Source organism: Pseudosulfitobacter sp. DSM 107133, assembly GCF_022788695.1.
In the GTDB taxonomy this organism is placed as follows: domain Bacteria; phylum Pseudomonadota; class Alphaproteobacteria; order Rhodobacterales; family Rhodobacteraceae; genus Pseudosulfitobacter.
Genome location: NZ_CP085154.1, coordinates 1315223 through 1329836, shown reverse-complemented (window position 1 = coordinate 1329836; position 14614 = coordinate 1315223). Strand labels below are relative to the sequence as shown.

Annotated in this window: 16 protein-coding genes; 7 read left to right on the top strand and 9 right to left on the bottom strand. The window is 62.0% G+C overall.

Going from position 1 to position 14614, the window contains the following annotated elements; translation table 11 throughout:
* Position 1: 1 nt before the first annotated feature.
* Genes ruvB through ruvC form a run of 3 tightly spaced genes read right to left on the bottom strand, consistent with a single transcriptional unit; the run spans position 2 to position 2190 of the window.
* Complete coding sequence (gene ruvB / locus DSM107133_RS06590; RefSeq protein WP_114294945.1) at positions 2 to 1024, bottom strand: Holliday junction branch migration DNA helicase RuvB; 1023 nt, start codon at positions 1022 to 1024, stop codon at positions 2 to 4.
* A gap of 3 nt (positions 1025 to 1027) precedes the next feature.
* Positions 1028 to 1684 (bottom strand): Holliday junction branch migration protein RuvA, encoded by a 657-nt coding sequence (gene ruvA, locus DSM107133_RS06585; protein ID WP_114294944.1) that lies wholly within the window; start codon positions 1682 to 1684, stop codon positions 1028 to 1030.
* Entirely contained in the window at positions 1681 to 2190 is a 510-nt protein-coding gene (gene ruvC / locus DSM107133_RS06580) for a crossover junction endodeoxyribonuclease RuvC (RefSeq protein ID WP_114294943.1), read from the bottom strand. The genes ruvA and ruvC overlap by 4 nt, the downstream gene beginning before the upstream one ends.
* A 345-nt stretch (positions 2191 to 2535) precedes the next feature.
* Here ruvC and DSM107133_RS06575 point away from each other — a divergent pair, with 345 nt between their 5' ends.
* The 3 genes from DSM107133_RS06575 to DSM107133_RS06565 all read left to right on the top strand — a co-directional run bounded on the left by DSM107133_RS06575 (position 2536) and on the right by DSM107133_RS06565 (position 4261).
* The gene (locus DSM107133_RS06575; protein ID WP_114294942.1) at positions 2536 to 2745 is read left to right on the top strand and encodes a DUF1127 domain-containing protein; all 210 of its coding nucleotides are present in this window, start codon (positions 2536 to 2538) and stop codon (positions 2743 to 2745) included.
* 332 nt (positions 2746 to 3077) lie between these two features.
* Positions 3078 to 3440: a Rid family hydrolase gene (locus DSM107133_RS06570; protein ID WP_114294941.1), complete on the top strand. Its 363-nt coding sequence runs from the start codon at positions 3078 to 3080 to the stop codon at positions 3438 to 3440.
* 38 nt (positions 3441 to 3478) lie between these two features.
* Entirely contained in the window at positions 3479 to 4261 is a 783-nt protein-coding gene (locus DSM107133_RS06565) for a methyltransferase domain-containing protein (RefSeq protein ID WP_114295051.1), read from the top strand.
* Between the two features lie 230 nt (positions 4262 to 4491).
* On the opposite strand, the gene DSM107133_RS06560 is transcribed toward DSM107133_RS06565, so the two are convergent.
* The 5 genes from DSM107133_RS06560 to DSM107133_RS06540 form a co-directional block, all read right to left on the bottom strand.
* Positions 4492 to 4836, bottom strand: coding sequence for a hypothetical protein (locus tag DSM107133_RS06560; RefSeq protein ID WP_114295050.1), 345 nt, complete (start codon positions 4834 to 4836; stop codon positions 4492 to 4494).
* Between the two features lie 107 nt (positions 4837 to 4943).
* Positions 4944 to 5816: a 50S ribosomal protein L11 methyltransferase gene (locus DSM107133_RS06555; protein WP_114294940.1), complete on the bottom strand. Its 873-nt coding sequence runs from the start codon at positions 5814 to 5816 to the stop codon at positions 4944 to 4946.
* 1 nt (position 5817) lies between these two features.
* Entirely contained in the window at positions 5818 to 7200 is a 1383-nt protein-coding gene (locus DSM107133_RS06550; protein ID WP_240310632.1) for an MATE family efflux transporter, read from the bottom strand.
* A gap of 1 nt (position 7201) precedes the next feature.
* Entirely contained in the window at positions 7202 to 8434 is a 1233-nt protein-coding gene (locus DSM107133_RS06545) for an MFS transporter (protein ID WP_114294939.1), read from the bottom strand.
* 119 nt (positions 8435 to 8553) lie between these two features.
* Positions 8554 to 10749 (bottom strand): primosomal protein N', encoded by a 2196-nt coding sequence (locus tag DSM107133_RS06540; protein WP_114294938.1) that lies wholly within the window; start codon positions 10747 to 10749, stop codon positions 8554 to 8556.
* Positions 10750 to 10877: 128 nt separating this feature from the next.
* Here DSM107133_RS06540 and fsa point away from each other — a divergent pair, with 128 nt between their 5' ends.
* The 4 genes from fsa (at position 10878) to DSM107133_RS06520 (ending at position 14153) form a co-directional block, all read left to right on the top strand.
* On the top strand, positions 10878 to 11531 hold the full coding sequence (gene fsa / locus DSM107133_RS06535; RefSeq protein WP_114294937.1) for a fructose-6-phosphate aldolase: 654 nt from the start codon (positions 10878 to 10880) through the stop codon (positions 11529 to 11531).
* Between the two features lie 210 nt (positions 11532 to 11741).
* Positions 11742 to 12449, top strand: a complete 708-nt coding sequence (locus tag DSM107133_RS06530; protein ID WP_114294936.1) for a DUF484 family protein — start codon at positions 11742 to 11744, stop codon at positions 12447 to 12449.
* Positions 12446 to 13366, top strand: coding sequence for a tyrosine recombinase XerC (locus DSM107133_RS06525; protein ID WP_114294935.1), 921 nt, complete (start codon positions 12446 to 12448; stop codon positions 13364 to 13366). The genes DSM107133_RS06530 and DSM107133_RS06525 overlap by 4 nt, the downstream gene beginning before the upstream one ends.
* Before the next feature lie 91 nt (positions 13367 to 13457).
* Positions 13458 to 14153 (top strand): CDP-alcohol phosphatidyltransferase family protein, encoded by a 696-nt coding sequence (locus DSM107133_RS06520; protein WP_114294934.1) that lies wholly within the window; start codon positions 13458 to 13460, stop codon positions 14151 to 14153.
* A 3-nt stretch (positions 14154 to 14156) separates the two neighbouring features.
* On the opposite strand, the gene DSM107133_RS06515 is transcribed toward DSM107133_RS06520, so the two are convergent.
* A complete protein-coding gene (locus DSM107133_RS06515; protein ID WP_114294933.1) occupies positions 14157 to 14612 on the bottom strand; it encodes a methylated-DNA--[protein]-cysteine S-methyltransferase in 456 nt (151 codons plus the stop codon).
* Positions 14613 to 14614: the final 2 nt, after the last annotated feature.

Genomic DNA, 14614 nt, shown 5'->3' with positions numbered 1-14614 from the left:
CTCAACCAAACAAATCATCCGGCCCACGCGGTGCGTCCAGCCCCAGGTGCGCCCAGGCCTTCGCCGCCAGCATCCGCCCGCGCGGGGTGCGCTGGATCAGCCCCTGTTGCAGCATGAACGGCTCGATGACGTCCTCCAGCGAGTCGCGGCTTTCGCTCAGCGCGGCGCTCAGAGTCTCGATACCCACAGGCCCGCCGCCATAGTTTTCCGCGATCAGCCGCAAATACCGACGGTCGGCCCCGTCCAGCCCCAGATGGTCCACGCCCAGCCGAGTCAGCGCGCTGTCGGCCAGTTCCTTGGTCACGCGCCCGTCGCCTTCGACCACGGCAAAGTCCACCACACGCCGCAGCAACCGCCCCGCGATCCGCGGCGTGCCGCGCGCGCGCCGCGCAATCTCGCGCGCGCCGCCCTCGTCGGCCGGTGCGCCGAGTTTACGCGCGTTGCCGGTGACGATCTGGAACAGCTCGTCTTCGGTGTAGAAATTCAGCCGTGTGGGAATGCCGAACCGGTCGCGCAGCGGCGTGGTCAGCAGACCCATCCGCGTGGTCGCCCCCACCAAAGTAAAGGGCTGCAATTCAATCCGCACGGTGCGCGCCGCCGGTCCCTCGCCGATCACCAGATCCAGTTCAAAATCTTCAAGGGCGGGGTACAGCACCTCTTCGACCACCGGATTCAGACGGTGGATTTCGTCGATGAACAACACATCGCGCGCTTCCAGATTGGTCAGGATCGCCGCCAGATCGCCCGCCTTGGCCAGCACGGGGCCGGAGGTCATACGAAAATTCACGCCCAGCTCGCGCGACATGATCTGCGCCAGCGTCGTCTTGCCCAGACCGGGGGGCCCGTGAAACAACGTGTGATCCATCGCCTCGCCGCGCTGGCGGGCCGACTGGATAAACACGCGCAGGTTCGCCCGCGCCTCGGCCTGTCCCACGAAGTCATCGAGCATCTGCGGGCGCAAGGCGCGGTCATGGCCATCTTCGGGCATCGGCGCAGAACGCACGGTGGGATCGATGTCGCTCATGCCCTACCCCTTTGGCGCCAGCAGCTTCAACGCAGCCCGGATCAGCGTCGGCGTGTCGGCCTGCGGATCGTCGGTGGCCGCCTGCGCCACGGCACCCGCTGCATCGCCGGGGCCATAGCCAAGGTTGCCCAGTGCCGACAACGCATCGGCCTGTGCCGTGGGTGTGGGTGCCGGCGCCGCCGCGCGTACTGGCGCTTCGATCACTTCGGCCGTTTCGTCGCCCATCGCCTGCGCCACCGTCCCGCCCATGGCCATCAGGCCGGGGGCCTTATCCTTCAGGTCCAGCACCACGCGTTGCGCAATCTTGGGGCCGACCCCCTTGGCCGCCTTGACCGCGTTCCAGTCGCCCAGCGCAATCGCACGGCCCACGCCGTCCGGCCCCAGCGCGCCAAGGATGGCCAGCGACGCCTTGGCCCCGACCCCCTGCACCGACACCAGCAAACGGTGCCATTCCTTTTCCACCAAAGTCGTAAAGCCGAACAGCTGCATCAGGTCCTCGCGCACCACAAGATCGGTGTACAGCGCCGTCACCTGCCCCGTTCCGGGCAAGGCCGCCAGCGTGCGCTCCGAGCAATAGACCAGATAGCCCACGCCGTTCACGTCGATCAGCACATGATCCAAAGCGCGATAGTCGATACGTCCGGTAATCTTGCCAATCATGATGCCTGTGCCCGCTGTACTGCTGCGGCAAGGCCGCCCGTGGGGCCATGATGCGCGTGACAGATGGCGATGGCCAGCGCATCCGCCGCATCCGGCCCTGTAATCACCGCGCCGGGCAATTGCATCTGCACCATATGCAACACCTGCACCTTGGCCGCATGCCCCACGCCCACGACCGTCTTTTTCACCGTGTTGGGGGAATATTCGCCCACCTTCAGCCCCGCCTGCGCGGGCACCAGCATCGCGATCCCGCGCGCCTGCCCCAGCTTCAGTGTTCCGGCCCCGTCCTTGTTCACAAAGGTCTGTTCGACCGCCGCCGCATCGGGCCTGTACTGGTTGATTACGGCAGTCAGTTGTGTGTGCAGCGACATCAACCGGTCTGCCAGATCCCCCGGCAGCGACTGGCACACACCGTTCGCCACATGGGTCAACCGTGATCCGCTCATGTCGATAATGCCCCAACCAAGGTTGCGCAGCCCCGGGTCAATGCCCAAAATCCGTGTCATATATCCTGCCCCGCCCGGCCTTGTGTTGTAGCGTTTTTGCCACTTTGGACCCCAAGTAGCACGAAACGCGAACATCCGCCAAGTGCTAACACGAACAGCGCCGTTGACGGCCCCGCCAACCCTCCCCCCCCAGATGCGTCCGGTTCCGTCACATTACGCAGCAAAAACGACCGCTTTGCCCCCGCCCCGGAAAATCGTGTCAAGAAAAAATCACGCCTTTCCCCAACCCATGCAAATTTCGCATATCGCACATGCAAAGTTCACAGCTTGTGGCGAAAAATCAGGCGACTTATGTGCGAGTTCAGAAGACGTAATGTCAAAACTCGAACAATAAGGACTGCACCAATGGCTGCTTTCGACACCTCCCGCACCACCTATGGCTCTGCTATTGTAGCAGGCCGCATCTCCCGCGCCGTTTTCAACGCAATCGCTTCGGTGATGTCGTGGAACGACGCACGCGTAACACGCAATGCCCTGTCTGCTCTGAGCGACCGCGAGCTGGAAGACATCGGCCTGAGCCGTGGCGACATTGAATCGGTGACGTTTCGTCGCTGAACCGGACCCAATGCGCCCCTGACTGTCCCTCGGCAGGCGCGCGACCCGGTATGAAAAACCGCTCTCCCTTGGTGGGGTGAGCGGTTTTTTTGTGTGCAGACGTTGCCGGTTGGCTTAGGGTCTGGACCCTACAAAACAGCATCCGCAAGCGCAGAAAACCGGCAAGGTTTGTCAGACCGCATCGACAGCGGCGTTCAACCAGGCTGCGCAGGAACGTCCGCATTTCCAAAATTCTGTCATGACTGACGAGATAAGCGTATGCTTTCCTTAGGGGGCTGGACCCTAACAAGGAGGCGCAACAAATGCGTCAGCTCATATCAAACGGAAATCCCATGGAGGAAATCGTAGGCTTTAGCCGTGCGGTGCGCGTTGGCCCATACATTTCGGTCGGTGGAACCGCGCCTGTCGATGCGCAGGGCAATACGGTTGGCATCGGAGATGTTTTCGCCCAGACCACGCAATGCTTTGAAATCATCAAGGCGGCTCTCGAACAGGCAGGCTCTGGTATCCGTGATATTGTAAGAACGCGTGTCATTCTGACGGATATCGACACCTGGAAAGAGGCCATCAAGGCGCGCAAGACATACTGCATCGATGCGCGGCCGGTCGATACGATCATGGCGGTCACACGGTTCGTGAATCCGGAATGGTTGGTCGAGATCGAAGTTGACGCCGTGGTTTGCGAAGATGAATAGCGCCAAACCCGATGTGTTTCAGTCAGGGGGCGCAAACCATGCTGAAGTTTGACAAAGAAACGACGCGGCTGCTGGATATTGTCTATCAAGGTGCAGATATTACCCGAAGGCGGCAAGCGTCATTCGATGCACTTCGCCCCGAAGCTGATGAAAAAATTGTCGATATTGGCTGCGGGAATGGCCTGCTGACATTGGAGCTTGCCCGCGCAGTTGGATCAGGGGGCAAGGCAATTGGCGTTGATCCTAGCCCCGATATGCTTGGCCCGGCACAGGCGCGATGCAAGGCGTTTGATTGCGTCGAAATCCTGACCGGCACGGCCAATGATCTGCCGATTGAGACCGGAACCCTGGACAAGGCTGTCTCGGTCCAGGTCTTTGAATATCTTGACGATATCCCCGCTGCCATCGTCGAGGCCGGGCGGGTGCTGAAACCCGGCGGCAGACTTGTTATCGGCGACATCCACCTCGACTCTCTGGTGTGGTTCAGCGACGACAAGGATCGTATGGATCGGATGATTGCATCCTGGGATCATCACTTCACACGGCGAGACGTCCCTGCGATTTTACCGTCTATCATGCGGGACGCAGGCTTTGTCGTCGAAAACGTCGTACCTCTGACAACCTGTGATCACACGCTAAAGCCGGACGGGCTGGCCATGATGATGATGCGATTGATGGCCCGATATGCTGTCGACAATAACCATGTGCCCGCCCAAGAGGCCGCGGCGTGGCTGGCGGAGCAAAAGGCCCTGGCTGCCCAAGGGCGTTTTTTCTATGCGCTGACACATTTCGTCGTGAGCGCCCGAAAAAGCGCGCCTTGAGCAAAGTGCCAAAACGCATGCGGTTTTGCCTGTGGCAGCAATGTCGTGACCCCGCCCAAGCGGCATGTCTGCTGTAACCGATGCCCGGGGGTGTCGGTTGGCGTGACCACCAGCACAGAATTGCCACCGGATACAAAAAGGCCGCCCCGACAGATGTCGCAGCGGCCTGCACTCGTAAACAACACGAAACTCGTTAACGCACTAAAACTCTTTAACGGTACAAAAACAGATCAACGCAATTTGGTGGCGGCAAAGGTCGCCATCGCCTGTGTCACGGTGTCGGGCTGCATCACCCATGCGCCCCCCTGTTCAATAATCGTGCCACCCTGCAATTCGGCCAGCCGGTCGGCATAGGTCCGCTCGCCCAACGACATCAGCATGAACGCCTTGAAGGCAAAGAAGCCGATCAACAGCAGCACAGCCCCTTTCAGCGGGAACTGCATCTTGCGACGCTTGGGTTTGACAACAATCAGACCATCACCGCGCAGACGGGTGGTGTATCCATTGGCCATACGGCGGTGCTTGCGTGTCAGAAAACGCAGACGTGATTCAAAGTGTTGCTTGGTCTCAACCATGGCAGCCTCTAGCGGTTCGGCCCCCACCGAATTGCCCCTCTCTTTTGCCGCTGAAATGTGGCAAAATCTGGGCAAAACGTTCAAATGCGTTTAAAAAGCGGCTTTTCCTACGTTCTTTTTCGGACTGTCAGCGTCGTCCAGTCACCAATCACCTCGCGATGGTCCAGACTGTGTCCGGCTGCGAAATAGTGCTCCAGAACGTCGTCTGCCTGCTCGTTCAGGATTCCCGACAGAATCGCCACCCCGTCGGCGCGCAAATGCGCGGCGATGTCGGGGGCCAGCGCGACAAGCGGACCTTTCAGGATATTGGCAAAGATCAGGTCATAGGGGGCCAGCGCCCGCAGCTCGGGGTGGTCGAAGCCCGCGGCCTCGACACATTTGACAGCGCCGGCCATGTTGTTGGCCGCCAGATTGGCCTCGGCCACGTCCACGGCGACCTCGTCGATGTCGCTGGCGATCACCTCGCCCTGCCAGATCCGCGCTGCGGCCATTGCCAGCACCGCAGTGCCACAGCCGATGTCGGCCACGCGGTCCGCCTTCCAGCCGTCGCCCGCCAGCCGGTCGAGCGCGCGCAGACAGCCCAGCGTCGTGCCGTGGTGTCCGGTGCCAAAGGCCATCGCCGCCTCGATCAGCAGCGGCACGCTGTCGGCGGGCACCTTGTCGGCATCGTGGCTGCCATAGACAAAGAAGCGCCCCGCCTCGACCGGTGCCAGCTCGCGGCGCACATGGGCGACCCAGTCGGTTTCGGGCAGTTCCGAGATCACAAAGGGCTTGGCCTCCATCATCGTGGCCAGCAGTGCCAGCGCGGTGGCGTCAGGCTGTTCCGAGAAATAGCCGCCCACTTCCCACAGGCCCGAGCCGTCTTCGACCTCGAACACACCGATGCCGGTGGGTTCGGGCTCAAGCCGCTCCATCGCGGCGCCCAGCGCCTCGGCTGCGGTTTTCCCGGTCAATGTGGTCAGGGCTGTGAATGTGGGCATTTCAACGTCTCCGAAAGCGGTCCAAATTCGGATAGGGGCGCGGCGGCGCGGGGTCAATGTCCGATTGCGGCCCCAGCCGCGCAACATAGCGCCAGCCCCAGCTTGCCGCGAGCACGCCCATCACCGCGCCTGCAAGCGCCTGACCATAGATCACCCCCGCCGCACCAAAGCTGCCTGCCAGTAGCATTGCCGCAGGCCAGCTTAGCACACCGTCCTTCATCCAGTTCACCAATGTGGACCGCCCCGGCTGCCCCAGATTGTTGAACGCGGCGTTGGACACGAACAGCGCACCCACAAACATGAACGCCCCCACACCCACACCGGCAAAGGCGCGCAGCACCTCGGCCCCTTGTCCGGTCAGGCCGAACATCTGGCTGACATAGGGGATCGCCGTCCACAGCAGGCCCCATGCCACCAGCGTGTAAATCGCACAAAACACCAGCGCATCGCGATAGGTGCTGCGCAGCCGTTCATAGTGACCCGCGCCAAAGTTCTGCCCGAAGATGCCCCCAATGGCCCCGGACAGCGCAAAGATGCCACCGAACACCAGCACGGTCAGCCGCCCGACCACCGCCCATGCAGCCACCGCGTCGTCACCGAATTGCGCCATCACCATCGTCAGGAAATAGTTGCCCGCCGGTGTGCTCATCTGCGTGGCAATCGAGGGCAGTGCAATCAACGCAAATGGTTTGAGAACGCGCAAGATGATCTCGCCATCCGGGCGGGCCACCAACTTGGTCTGGAGGATTGCGTAATAAATCGCCAGCACCATTAGGCAGATACGAAACAGCACCAACCCCACGGCCGCCCCGTCCAGACCAAAATGATAGATCAGCAAAGGGTCGACAAACATCAGCGCCATGCCGGAAAACAGCGTGACATACATGGCCTTGGCGCCATAGCCTTCGGCGCGCAGCACGCCCGAGCCGACTAGCGAAACTGCCATTGGCACCAGTGACGGGATGGTGAACGCCAGATAGCGCGCGGCCAGATCGGCGGTTTCACCTGTGGCTCCGGCAAAGCTGACCAAGTGCATGCGAAAGGTGACGATCAACGTGGCCACAACCACTTGGACCAAGGCTGCAATCACCATCGCAGCGCCCGCCTGCTGGCGCGCCAGCATCCGGTCGCCGCGTCCGATGCTGCGCGATACCAGCGCCGTGGCCGCAATCATCAGTCCGACGCCAATCGACACCGAAAAGAACTGTATCGCATAGGCAAAGCCGATGGCCGCCACCTGTTGCGGAGCCCCCCATTGGGACAGCCACAGCAGGTTGGCCGCATCAACCAGAAAGACAAACGTGATGCCAAAGGCACCGGTCGCCGTCATCCGCACCACATGGCCCATGGTCGAGCCGGTGATGAAACGACCCTGCCCCTCCACGTTACTCTGCCGCGGCGGGCATGGGGCGTGTTAGCACCGTTTCGTGTCCGGGCACCGGATGGCGCGGGATCAGCAAGGCCAGCATCAGCGATGTGGCGGCCATGCCTGCCGCCAGAAAGAACACCGCCGCCGGTGACACCAGCCACAACAGCCCCAGCGGCGCGGGCAGCCCCACGGCGGCAATATGGTTGATGGTAAAGGCCACGGCGGCCGTGGGGGCGATGTCGCCCGGGTCCGCGATTTTCTGGAAATAGGTTTTCAGCGCGAGCGCCAGACCAAAGAACACATGATCCACCACATAAAGAAACGCCGCCACGGCAATCCCCCAGCCCAGATAGTAAACGCCGCCATAGCTCAGGAACACGATCACCAGCCCGATGTATTCAAATCCCAGTGTCTTGCGCTCGCCGAACCGCTGCACCACTCGTCCCAGCAGCGGGGCCACCAGCATGTTGATCAACAGGTTGATCAGATACAGCATCGTCAGCTCGTCAACCTTGAAGCCGAACTTTTCAACCATCATGAAACCGGCAAAGACCGTAAAGATCTGCCGCCGCGCGCCGGCCATGAATTGCAGCGCGTAATACAGCCAGTAGCGTTTGCGCAGGATGAACTGTTTGCGCTGGGGGGTCGGCGCCTCGAACTGCGGGTAGGCGATCATCGCAAAGATCGCGATGGCCGCCGTCACGCCGCCGCCTGCCATGTAGACGATGTTATAGGTCAGGTTCAGTGGCTCCCACAGCAGCAGGATCACCAGATAGACCACAAAGGTTGCCGCCGAACCCGTGGCCAGCAACCAGCCCAGCACGCGCGGGGCGTTTTCCTTGTCGATCCATTGCAGTTGCAGCGACTGGTTGACCGTCTCGTAATAGTGAAAGCCGATCGAACTGAGCATGGTCAGCGTCAGGATACCGCCCAGCGACGGGAATTGCGCGGTTATGGCGGTGGCCACACCCAGCAGCACCAGCGACACCAGCCCAAGCACCTGTTCGCGCACAAAGATGATGATGGCGATCACGCCGATGGCCAGAAAGCCCGGAATTTCGCGTATCGTATGCAGCAGGCCGATATCCGCACCGTCGAAATTGGCCGCCTCGATGACAAAGTTGTTCAGCAGCGCCGACCATGTGTTGAACGCAATCGGCATCGCGATGGCCATCAGAACCAACAACGCGATAGGACGACGCCAGAACGGCATATTGGCGGCATCGCCGATTTTTACGATTTTTGTCATAGGGTCTGCATTACGCCTTTCGCCGGAACGAGGCGAGGCGAGAATTGTACCAAAAACCGGAAAATGCGTACAACTCTGCGGCGATTTCAGTCGCTTGAGCGAACAACCAAACCGCCCTGTCAGTAGAAACTTTGCGGGTCGATATCGATGGCCAGCCGGATGTCGCCCTTGATCTGCACCTGACGCACCCATTTGCGCAGCGCCCCCTGCAAGGCCACACCCTTGTCCGCCTTGACCAGCATCCGCACGCGATGCCGCCCGCGCACCCGGGCAATGGGCGCAGGGGCAGGCCCGTACACCTGTGCCCCCACCTGCCGCAGCGGCCCGTCCGCCCGCGCGAGGTGGTTGGCAATGTCAAAGACCGCCGCCACATCCGGCCCGCTCAGGATGATCCCCGCCATGCGCCCATAGGGCGGCACGCCTGCCGCCTCGCGCTGCGCGGCCTCGGCCCGCCAAAAGCCTTCCTCGTCGCCCGCCAGAATGGCGCGGATCACCGGATGGTCGGGCTGATAGGTCTGCAACAACGCCGTGCCCGGCTTGTCCGCACGGCCTGCCCGCCCCGCCACCTGCCGCATCAGCTGGAACGTGCGTTCAGCGGCGCGCAGGTCGGACCCTTGCAAGCCCAGATCGGCGTCGATCACGCCGACCAGCGTCAGGTTGGGAAAGTTATGCCCCTTGGCCACAAGCTGCGTGCCGATCACGATGTCCGCCCCGCCTTGGGCGATGTTTTCAATCTCGGCCTTCAACGCGCGGGCGCTGCCGTACATATCGGAACTGAGCGTCGCAATCCGCGCATCGGGCCACAGCAACGCCGCCTCTTCGCCCAGCCGCTCGACTCCGGGGCCGACGGGGGCCAGCCGGTCCTCGGCCTCGCAGCTGGGGCAGGTCGTCGGCATCGGCTTGGTCTCGCCGCACTGGTGGCACATCAGACGCTTCAGGAACCGGTGTTCGACCATACGCGCATCGCAGTGGTCGCACGCAATCTGGTGACCGCAGGCGCGACACAGCGTAATCGGCGCATAGCCGCGCCGGTTGATGAACAGCATCGCCTGTTCACCCGCATCAATCCGCGCCTGCACGGCCTTTTGCAAATCGGGCGAAACCCAGCGATCCGCAGGCAAGGCCGCCGCGCGCATATCAATCGTGCCCATCGTCGGCATCACCGCAGGACCAAACCGCGAGGTCAGCTCAAGCCGTTTGTATTTGCCCGCCTCGGCGTTGGCCCAGCTTTCCAGACTGGGCGTGGCCGAGGCCAGCACCACATGCGCCCCGCAGATCGACGCGCGCAGCACCGCCATGTCGCGGGCGTTGTACAATACGCCATCTTCCTGCTTGTAGGACGTATCGTGTTCCTCATCGACCACAATCAGCCCGAGGTTCTGATAGGGCAGGAACAGCGCCGACCGCGCCCCGATCACCAGTTGCGCGCCGCCCTGCCCGACCATCCGCCAGATGCGGCGGCGTTCGGTCATGGTGGCCCCCGAATGCCATTCCGCAGGCCGCGCGCCGAACCGTGCCTGAACCCGTTTCAGGAATTCAGCCGTCAACGCGATCTCGGGCAGCAGCACCAGCGCCTGCCGCCCTTGGGCCAGACAGGCCGCGACGGCCTCAAGGTACACTTCGGTCTTGCCCGATCCGGTGACACCGCGCAGCAGCGTGGTGCCATAGGTTTCGGACCGCACGGCCTGGGCCAGCATCGCGGCGCCTGCGGCCTGATCGTCGGTCAACTCCTTGCCGGGCAGCGACGGGTCCAGCCGGCGGAACGGCACATCGCGCGGTGCGTCCTCTTCCGACACGACGCCCTGTTTCACCAACCCTTTGACCACCGAGGAGGTGACCCCCGCCATCTCGGACAGCTCTTTCAAGGTGAACGACAGATCACCATATTCGGCCAGCGTCTCCATCACCCGGCGGCGGGCGTCGGTGGCGCGGTCCGGCTCCCCCTCGCCGCGGCGATAGATCTTGCGCATCGACGGCGGATCCCCCAGCCCCGGCGCGCGGGTGGCCAGCCGCAGCATCGCAGGCATGGGTGTCAGCGTGTATTCGGCCGCCCTTAACAAAAACGTACGCATTTCCTCGCGCATGGGGGCGGCATCCAGCACCCGAATGACCGATCGCACCTTGGATATGTCCCAATCGCCCCGCCCCGGTCCCCAGACAATGCCCAACACCTTGCGCGGCCCCAGCGGCACCTCGACGAAAGCGCCCAACATGCAACCGCCCTCGGGTGCCTTGTAATCCAGCAACCGGTCGAGCGGCTGCGTGGTCAACACGGCCACGAGGGCACCTTCATCGTAGAATTCGGGGCGCGTCACGTCTGGCCTCGGCAATTGTGGGTTTCAGCGGGTGTTCAGTTGGGGTACATGCAAACACAAAGCAAGACCATCGCGAACTGACGGCGGGCGCGCTTGTGATTGTCCTAACTGCCATTGGAGCCACCGACATGAAATTTTTTGTAGACACCGCAGATATCGACGCCATTGCCGAACTGAACGATCTGGGCATGGTCGACGGGGTAACAACCAACCCCTCGCTGATCCTGAAATCGGGCCGCGACATTCTTGAAGTGACCAAGGAAATCTGTGATCTGGTCAGCGGCCCCGTCAGCGCCGAAGTGGTCGCGCTGGAAGCCGACGCCATGATCGCCGAAGGCCGCAAACTGGCGGAAATCGCTGAAAACATCGCCGTCAAACTGCCCCTCACATGGGACGGGCTGAAAGCCTGCAAGGTGCTGTCGGGCGAAGGCAAGATGGTGAACGTGACCCTGTGTTTCTCGGCCAACCAGGCGCTGCTGGCGGCCAAAGCCGGTGCCACGTTCATCAGCCCGTTCATCGGGCGTCTGGACGACATCAACATCGACGGCATGGACCTGATCGAAGACATTCGCACCATCTATGACAACTATGGCTTTGAAACCAACATCCTGGCCGCGTCGATCCGTTCGGTGGCCCATGTTCAGGATTGCGCCCGCATCGGTGCCGACGTGATGACCGCGCCGCCCGAAGTCATCAAAAAGCTGGCAACACACCCGCTGACCACCGCCGGTCTGGACCAGTTCATGAAAGACTGGGCGAAAACCGGCCAGAAAATCCTGTAAGCCACAGCTCCGGCAAGCGCGCCGTCCGGTATCTATCGGGCGGCGCTGTGCTTTTCCCTGACATGGGGGAACCTGCACCAAAATTCCCCATAAACGGGAAAATCTCCAATACCCGCCCGCATGCGGCCAAAACCTGCCATTTTGTCCAAAAAAAGGCAGATTTTACCGAACTCGCATGTTAGGGTCCTACAAAATAAAAATGAGCAGCCCATGACCAGCAGCCCGAAAATCGACGACGCCTTGCGTGAAGCGATCATTTCGCGTCCCGATGTGATCCTTGATGACAAGGACATGATGCACGCCCTGATTGCCGCGAATGAACGCAGTATGGGGGGCAATATCGTCGATCTGCGTGGCATCGCGATGGAGCGGCTTGAATCACGGCTGGACCGGCTGGAAGACACCCACCGCAGCGTGATTGCCGCCGCTTACGAAAATCTGGCGGGCACCAATCAGGTACACCGCGCGATTCTGCGGATGCTGGACCCGATCGAATTTGAAACTTTCCTGCGTGATCTGGGCGGCGAAGTGGCCGAGATTTTGCGTGTGGATGCGGTGAAGCTGGTGCTGGAAAGCGTGCAGAACGACAACGACCCTGCGGTGCAGCGCCTGGGCGATGTGCTGAGCGTGGCGGAACCCGGCTTTATCGACAGCTATCTGACCCAGAACCGGGGCGGCCCCGTGCGTCAGGTCACATTGCGGCAGGTGCAGAACGCAAGTGCCGAGATTTACGGCAACAACAGCGACTGGATCCGCTCCGAGGCCTGCCTGAAGCTGAACTTTGGTGCGGGCCGCCTGCCCGGTCTGCTGGTGATGGGCGCGGAAGATCCGCATATGTTCGGCCCGCAACAGGGCACCGATCTGCTGACATTCTTTACCGGCGTGTTTGAACGCACCATGCGCCGCTGGCTGTCATGAGCCTGATCTCTCCGGCAGCGCGCGACGCGCTGGAGACCTGGCTGGACCACCAGCGTGCCCTCAAGGGGGCTGCCGCCAATACGATCACCGCCTATGCGGGGGACCTGGGCGATTTTCTGGCCTTTATCACGCATCACAAGGGATCACCGCAGGGATTGGGCGCGCTGTCGCATATCACAATCAGCGACATGCGGGCGTGGATGGCACACACGCGGTCCGAGGATGTCGGGCCACGTTCGCTGGCGCGCAAGCTGAGTGCGGTGAAGTCGTTTTATCGCTGGCTGGCAGCGCGCGAAGGGTTCGAGCCCACCGCCGTATTGTCGACCCGTGCGCCGAAATACACCCGCAAGCTGCCGCGCCCGCTGGCGGTGGATGCGGCACATGACATGGTCGAGACGATCGGGATGCAGTCGACAACCCCCTGGGTTGGCCTGCGCGACATCGCGGTGCTGACGCTGCTGTGGGGCTGTGGTTTGCGGATTTCCGAGGCGTTGAGCCTGCGCGGGGGCGACGCGCCGCTTCCGCAGGTGATGCGCATCACCGGCAAGGGCAACAAGGAACGCATCGTGCCCGTGGTGGCGGCGGCACAACAGGCGGTCGACGCCTATATCGCCGCCTGCCCGCATATCCTGCAAGACGATCAACCGCTGTTTCGCGGCGTGCGCGGCGGGGCGCTGGCGCCGCGTGCGATCCAGAAGGCGATGGAATCAGCCCGCATGCAGCTGGGCCTGCCTGCCACGGCCACACCCCACGCCATGCGTCACAGCTTTGCCACGCATTTGCTGAACGCAGGCGGTGATCTGCGCAGCATTCAGGAACTGCTGGGCCATGCTTCGCTGTCGACCACGCAGGCCTATACCGCAGTGGACAGCGCGCGGTTGATGGATGTCTACAACAGCGCCCATCCAAAGGCCTGATCCGGCTGTTTGCGCAATCTCTTTTGCCGATCTGTGCTGCTGGTCCGATTTCCTTTTGCATCCGCGCGCCCGATGGGCCATCAACGGTTGCATGACTCGCCATGTGAAAGCCCTCTCTGTCCACTTGCTGACCGCTACGGGCGCGGTCTTTGCCATGCTGGCTATGCTGGCTGCGGTTGATGCCAAATGGGATCTGATGTTCTTGTGGCTGGTGGTGGCCTTTGCCGTTGACGGCGTTGATGGCCCGCTGGCACGTAAATACGATGTCAAGAACAACGCCCCCGAATTTGACGGTGTGCTGCTGGATCTGATCATCGACTATCTGACCTATGTGTTCATCCCCGCCTTTGCCCTGTTCAAATCGGGGCTGATGGACGGCTGGACCGGCTGGGTGGCGATCATCCTGATCACCTTTGCCTCGGCTCTGTATTTCGCGGACACGCGGATGAAGACCAAGGACAACTCGTTCTCGGGGTTTCCGGGGTGCTGGAACATGCTGGTGCTGGTGATCTTTGCAACGCAGCCGAATTTCTGGGTCTCGCTGGCGCTGGTGACGGTGCTGGCGGTGGCGATGTTCCTGCCGCTGAAATTCATCCACCCCGTGCGCACGGAACGCTGGCGCAAGCTGAGCCTGCCGGTGGCGCTGGCGTGGACCGTGTTTGCAGGCTGGGCCGCCTGGGTGAACTTTCATCCCGACACATGGGCCATTTACGGGCTGGCGGTCACATCGCTGTACCTGACATTTGCAGGCATTGCGCAACAGGCCGTGTACGGCCCCGACGGCTGAACCTCAGATCAGAAACCCGCCTGCGCCCTCGTGGCGCAGCAGCGCCACTTTGGTTTCCACCCCGCCTGCCCCTGAAAATCCGGTCAGCCCCCTGGCCCCCATCACACGGTGGCAGGGGATAATCACAGGCACCGGATTGCCACCACAGGCCTGCCCGACCGCCTGAGCCGATGCGCCAACGTCGCGGGCTATCTCGCCGTAAGTACGGGTAAACCCGAAAGGGATCGCAGACATCGCGGCACAGACTTTCTGCTGCAAACCGGACCCAGCAACGCGCAGCGGCAGGTCGAACAGCTCAAGCGCGCCTGCATCATAGGCGCGCAGCTGCGCCGCGGCCTCGCGCAGCAGGTCGGTATCATCAGTGCGCCCTGACGCCTGCCACGACAGCGCGGTGATCGCGCCGTCGTCCTCGGTCAGGCACAGGGTGCCGAATTGTGTGGGAACATCATGCAGGTTCATCC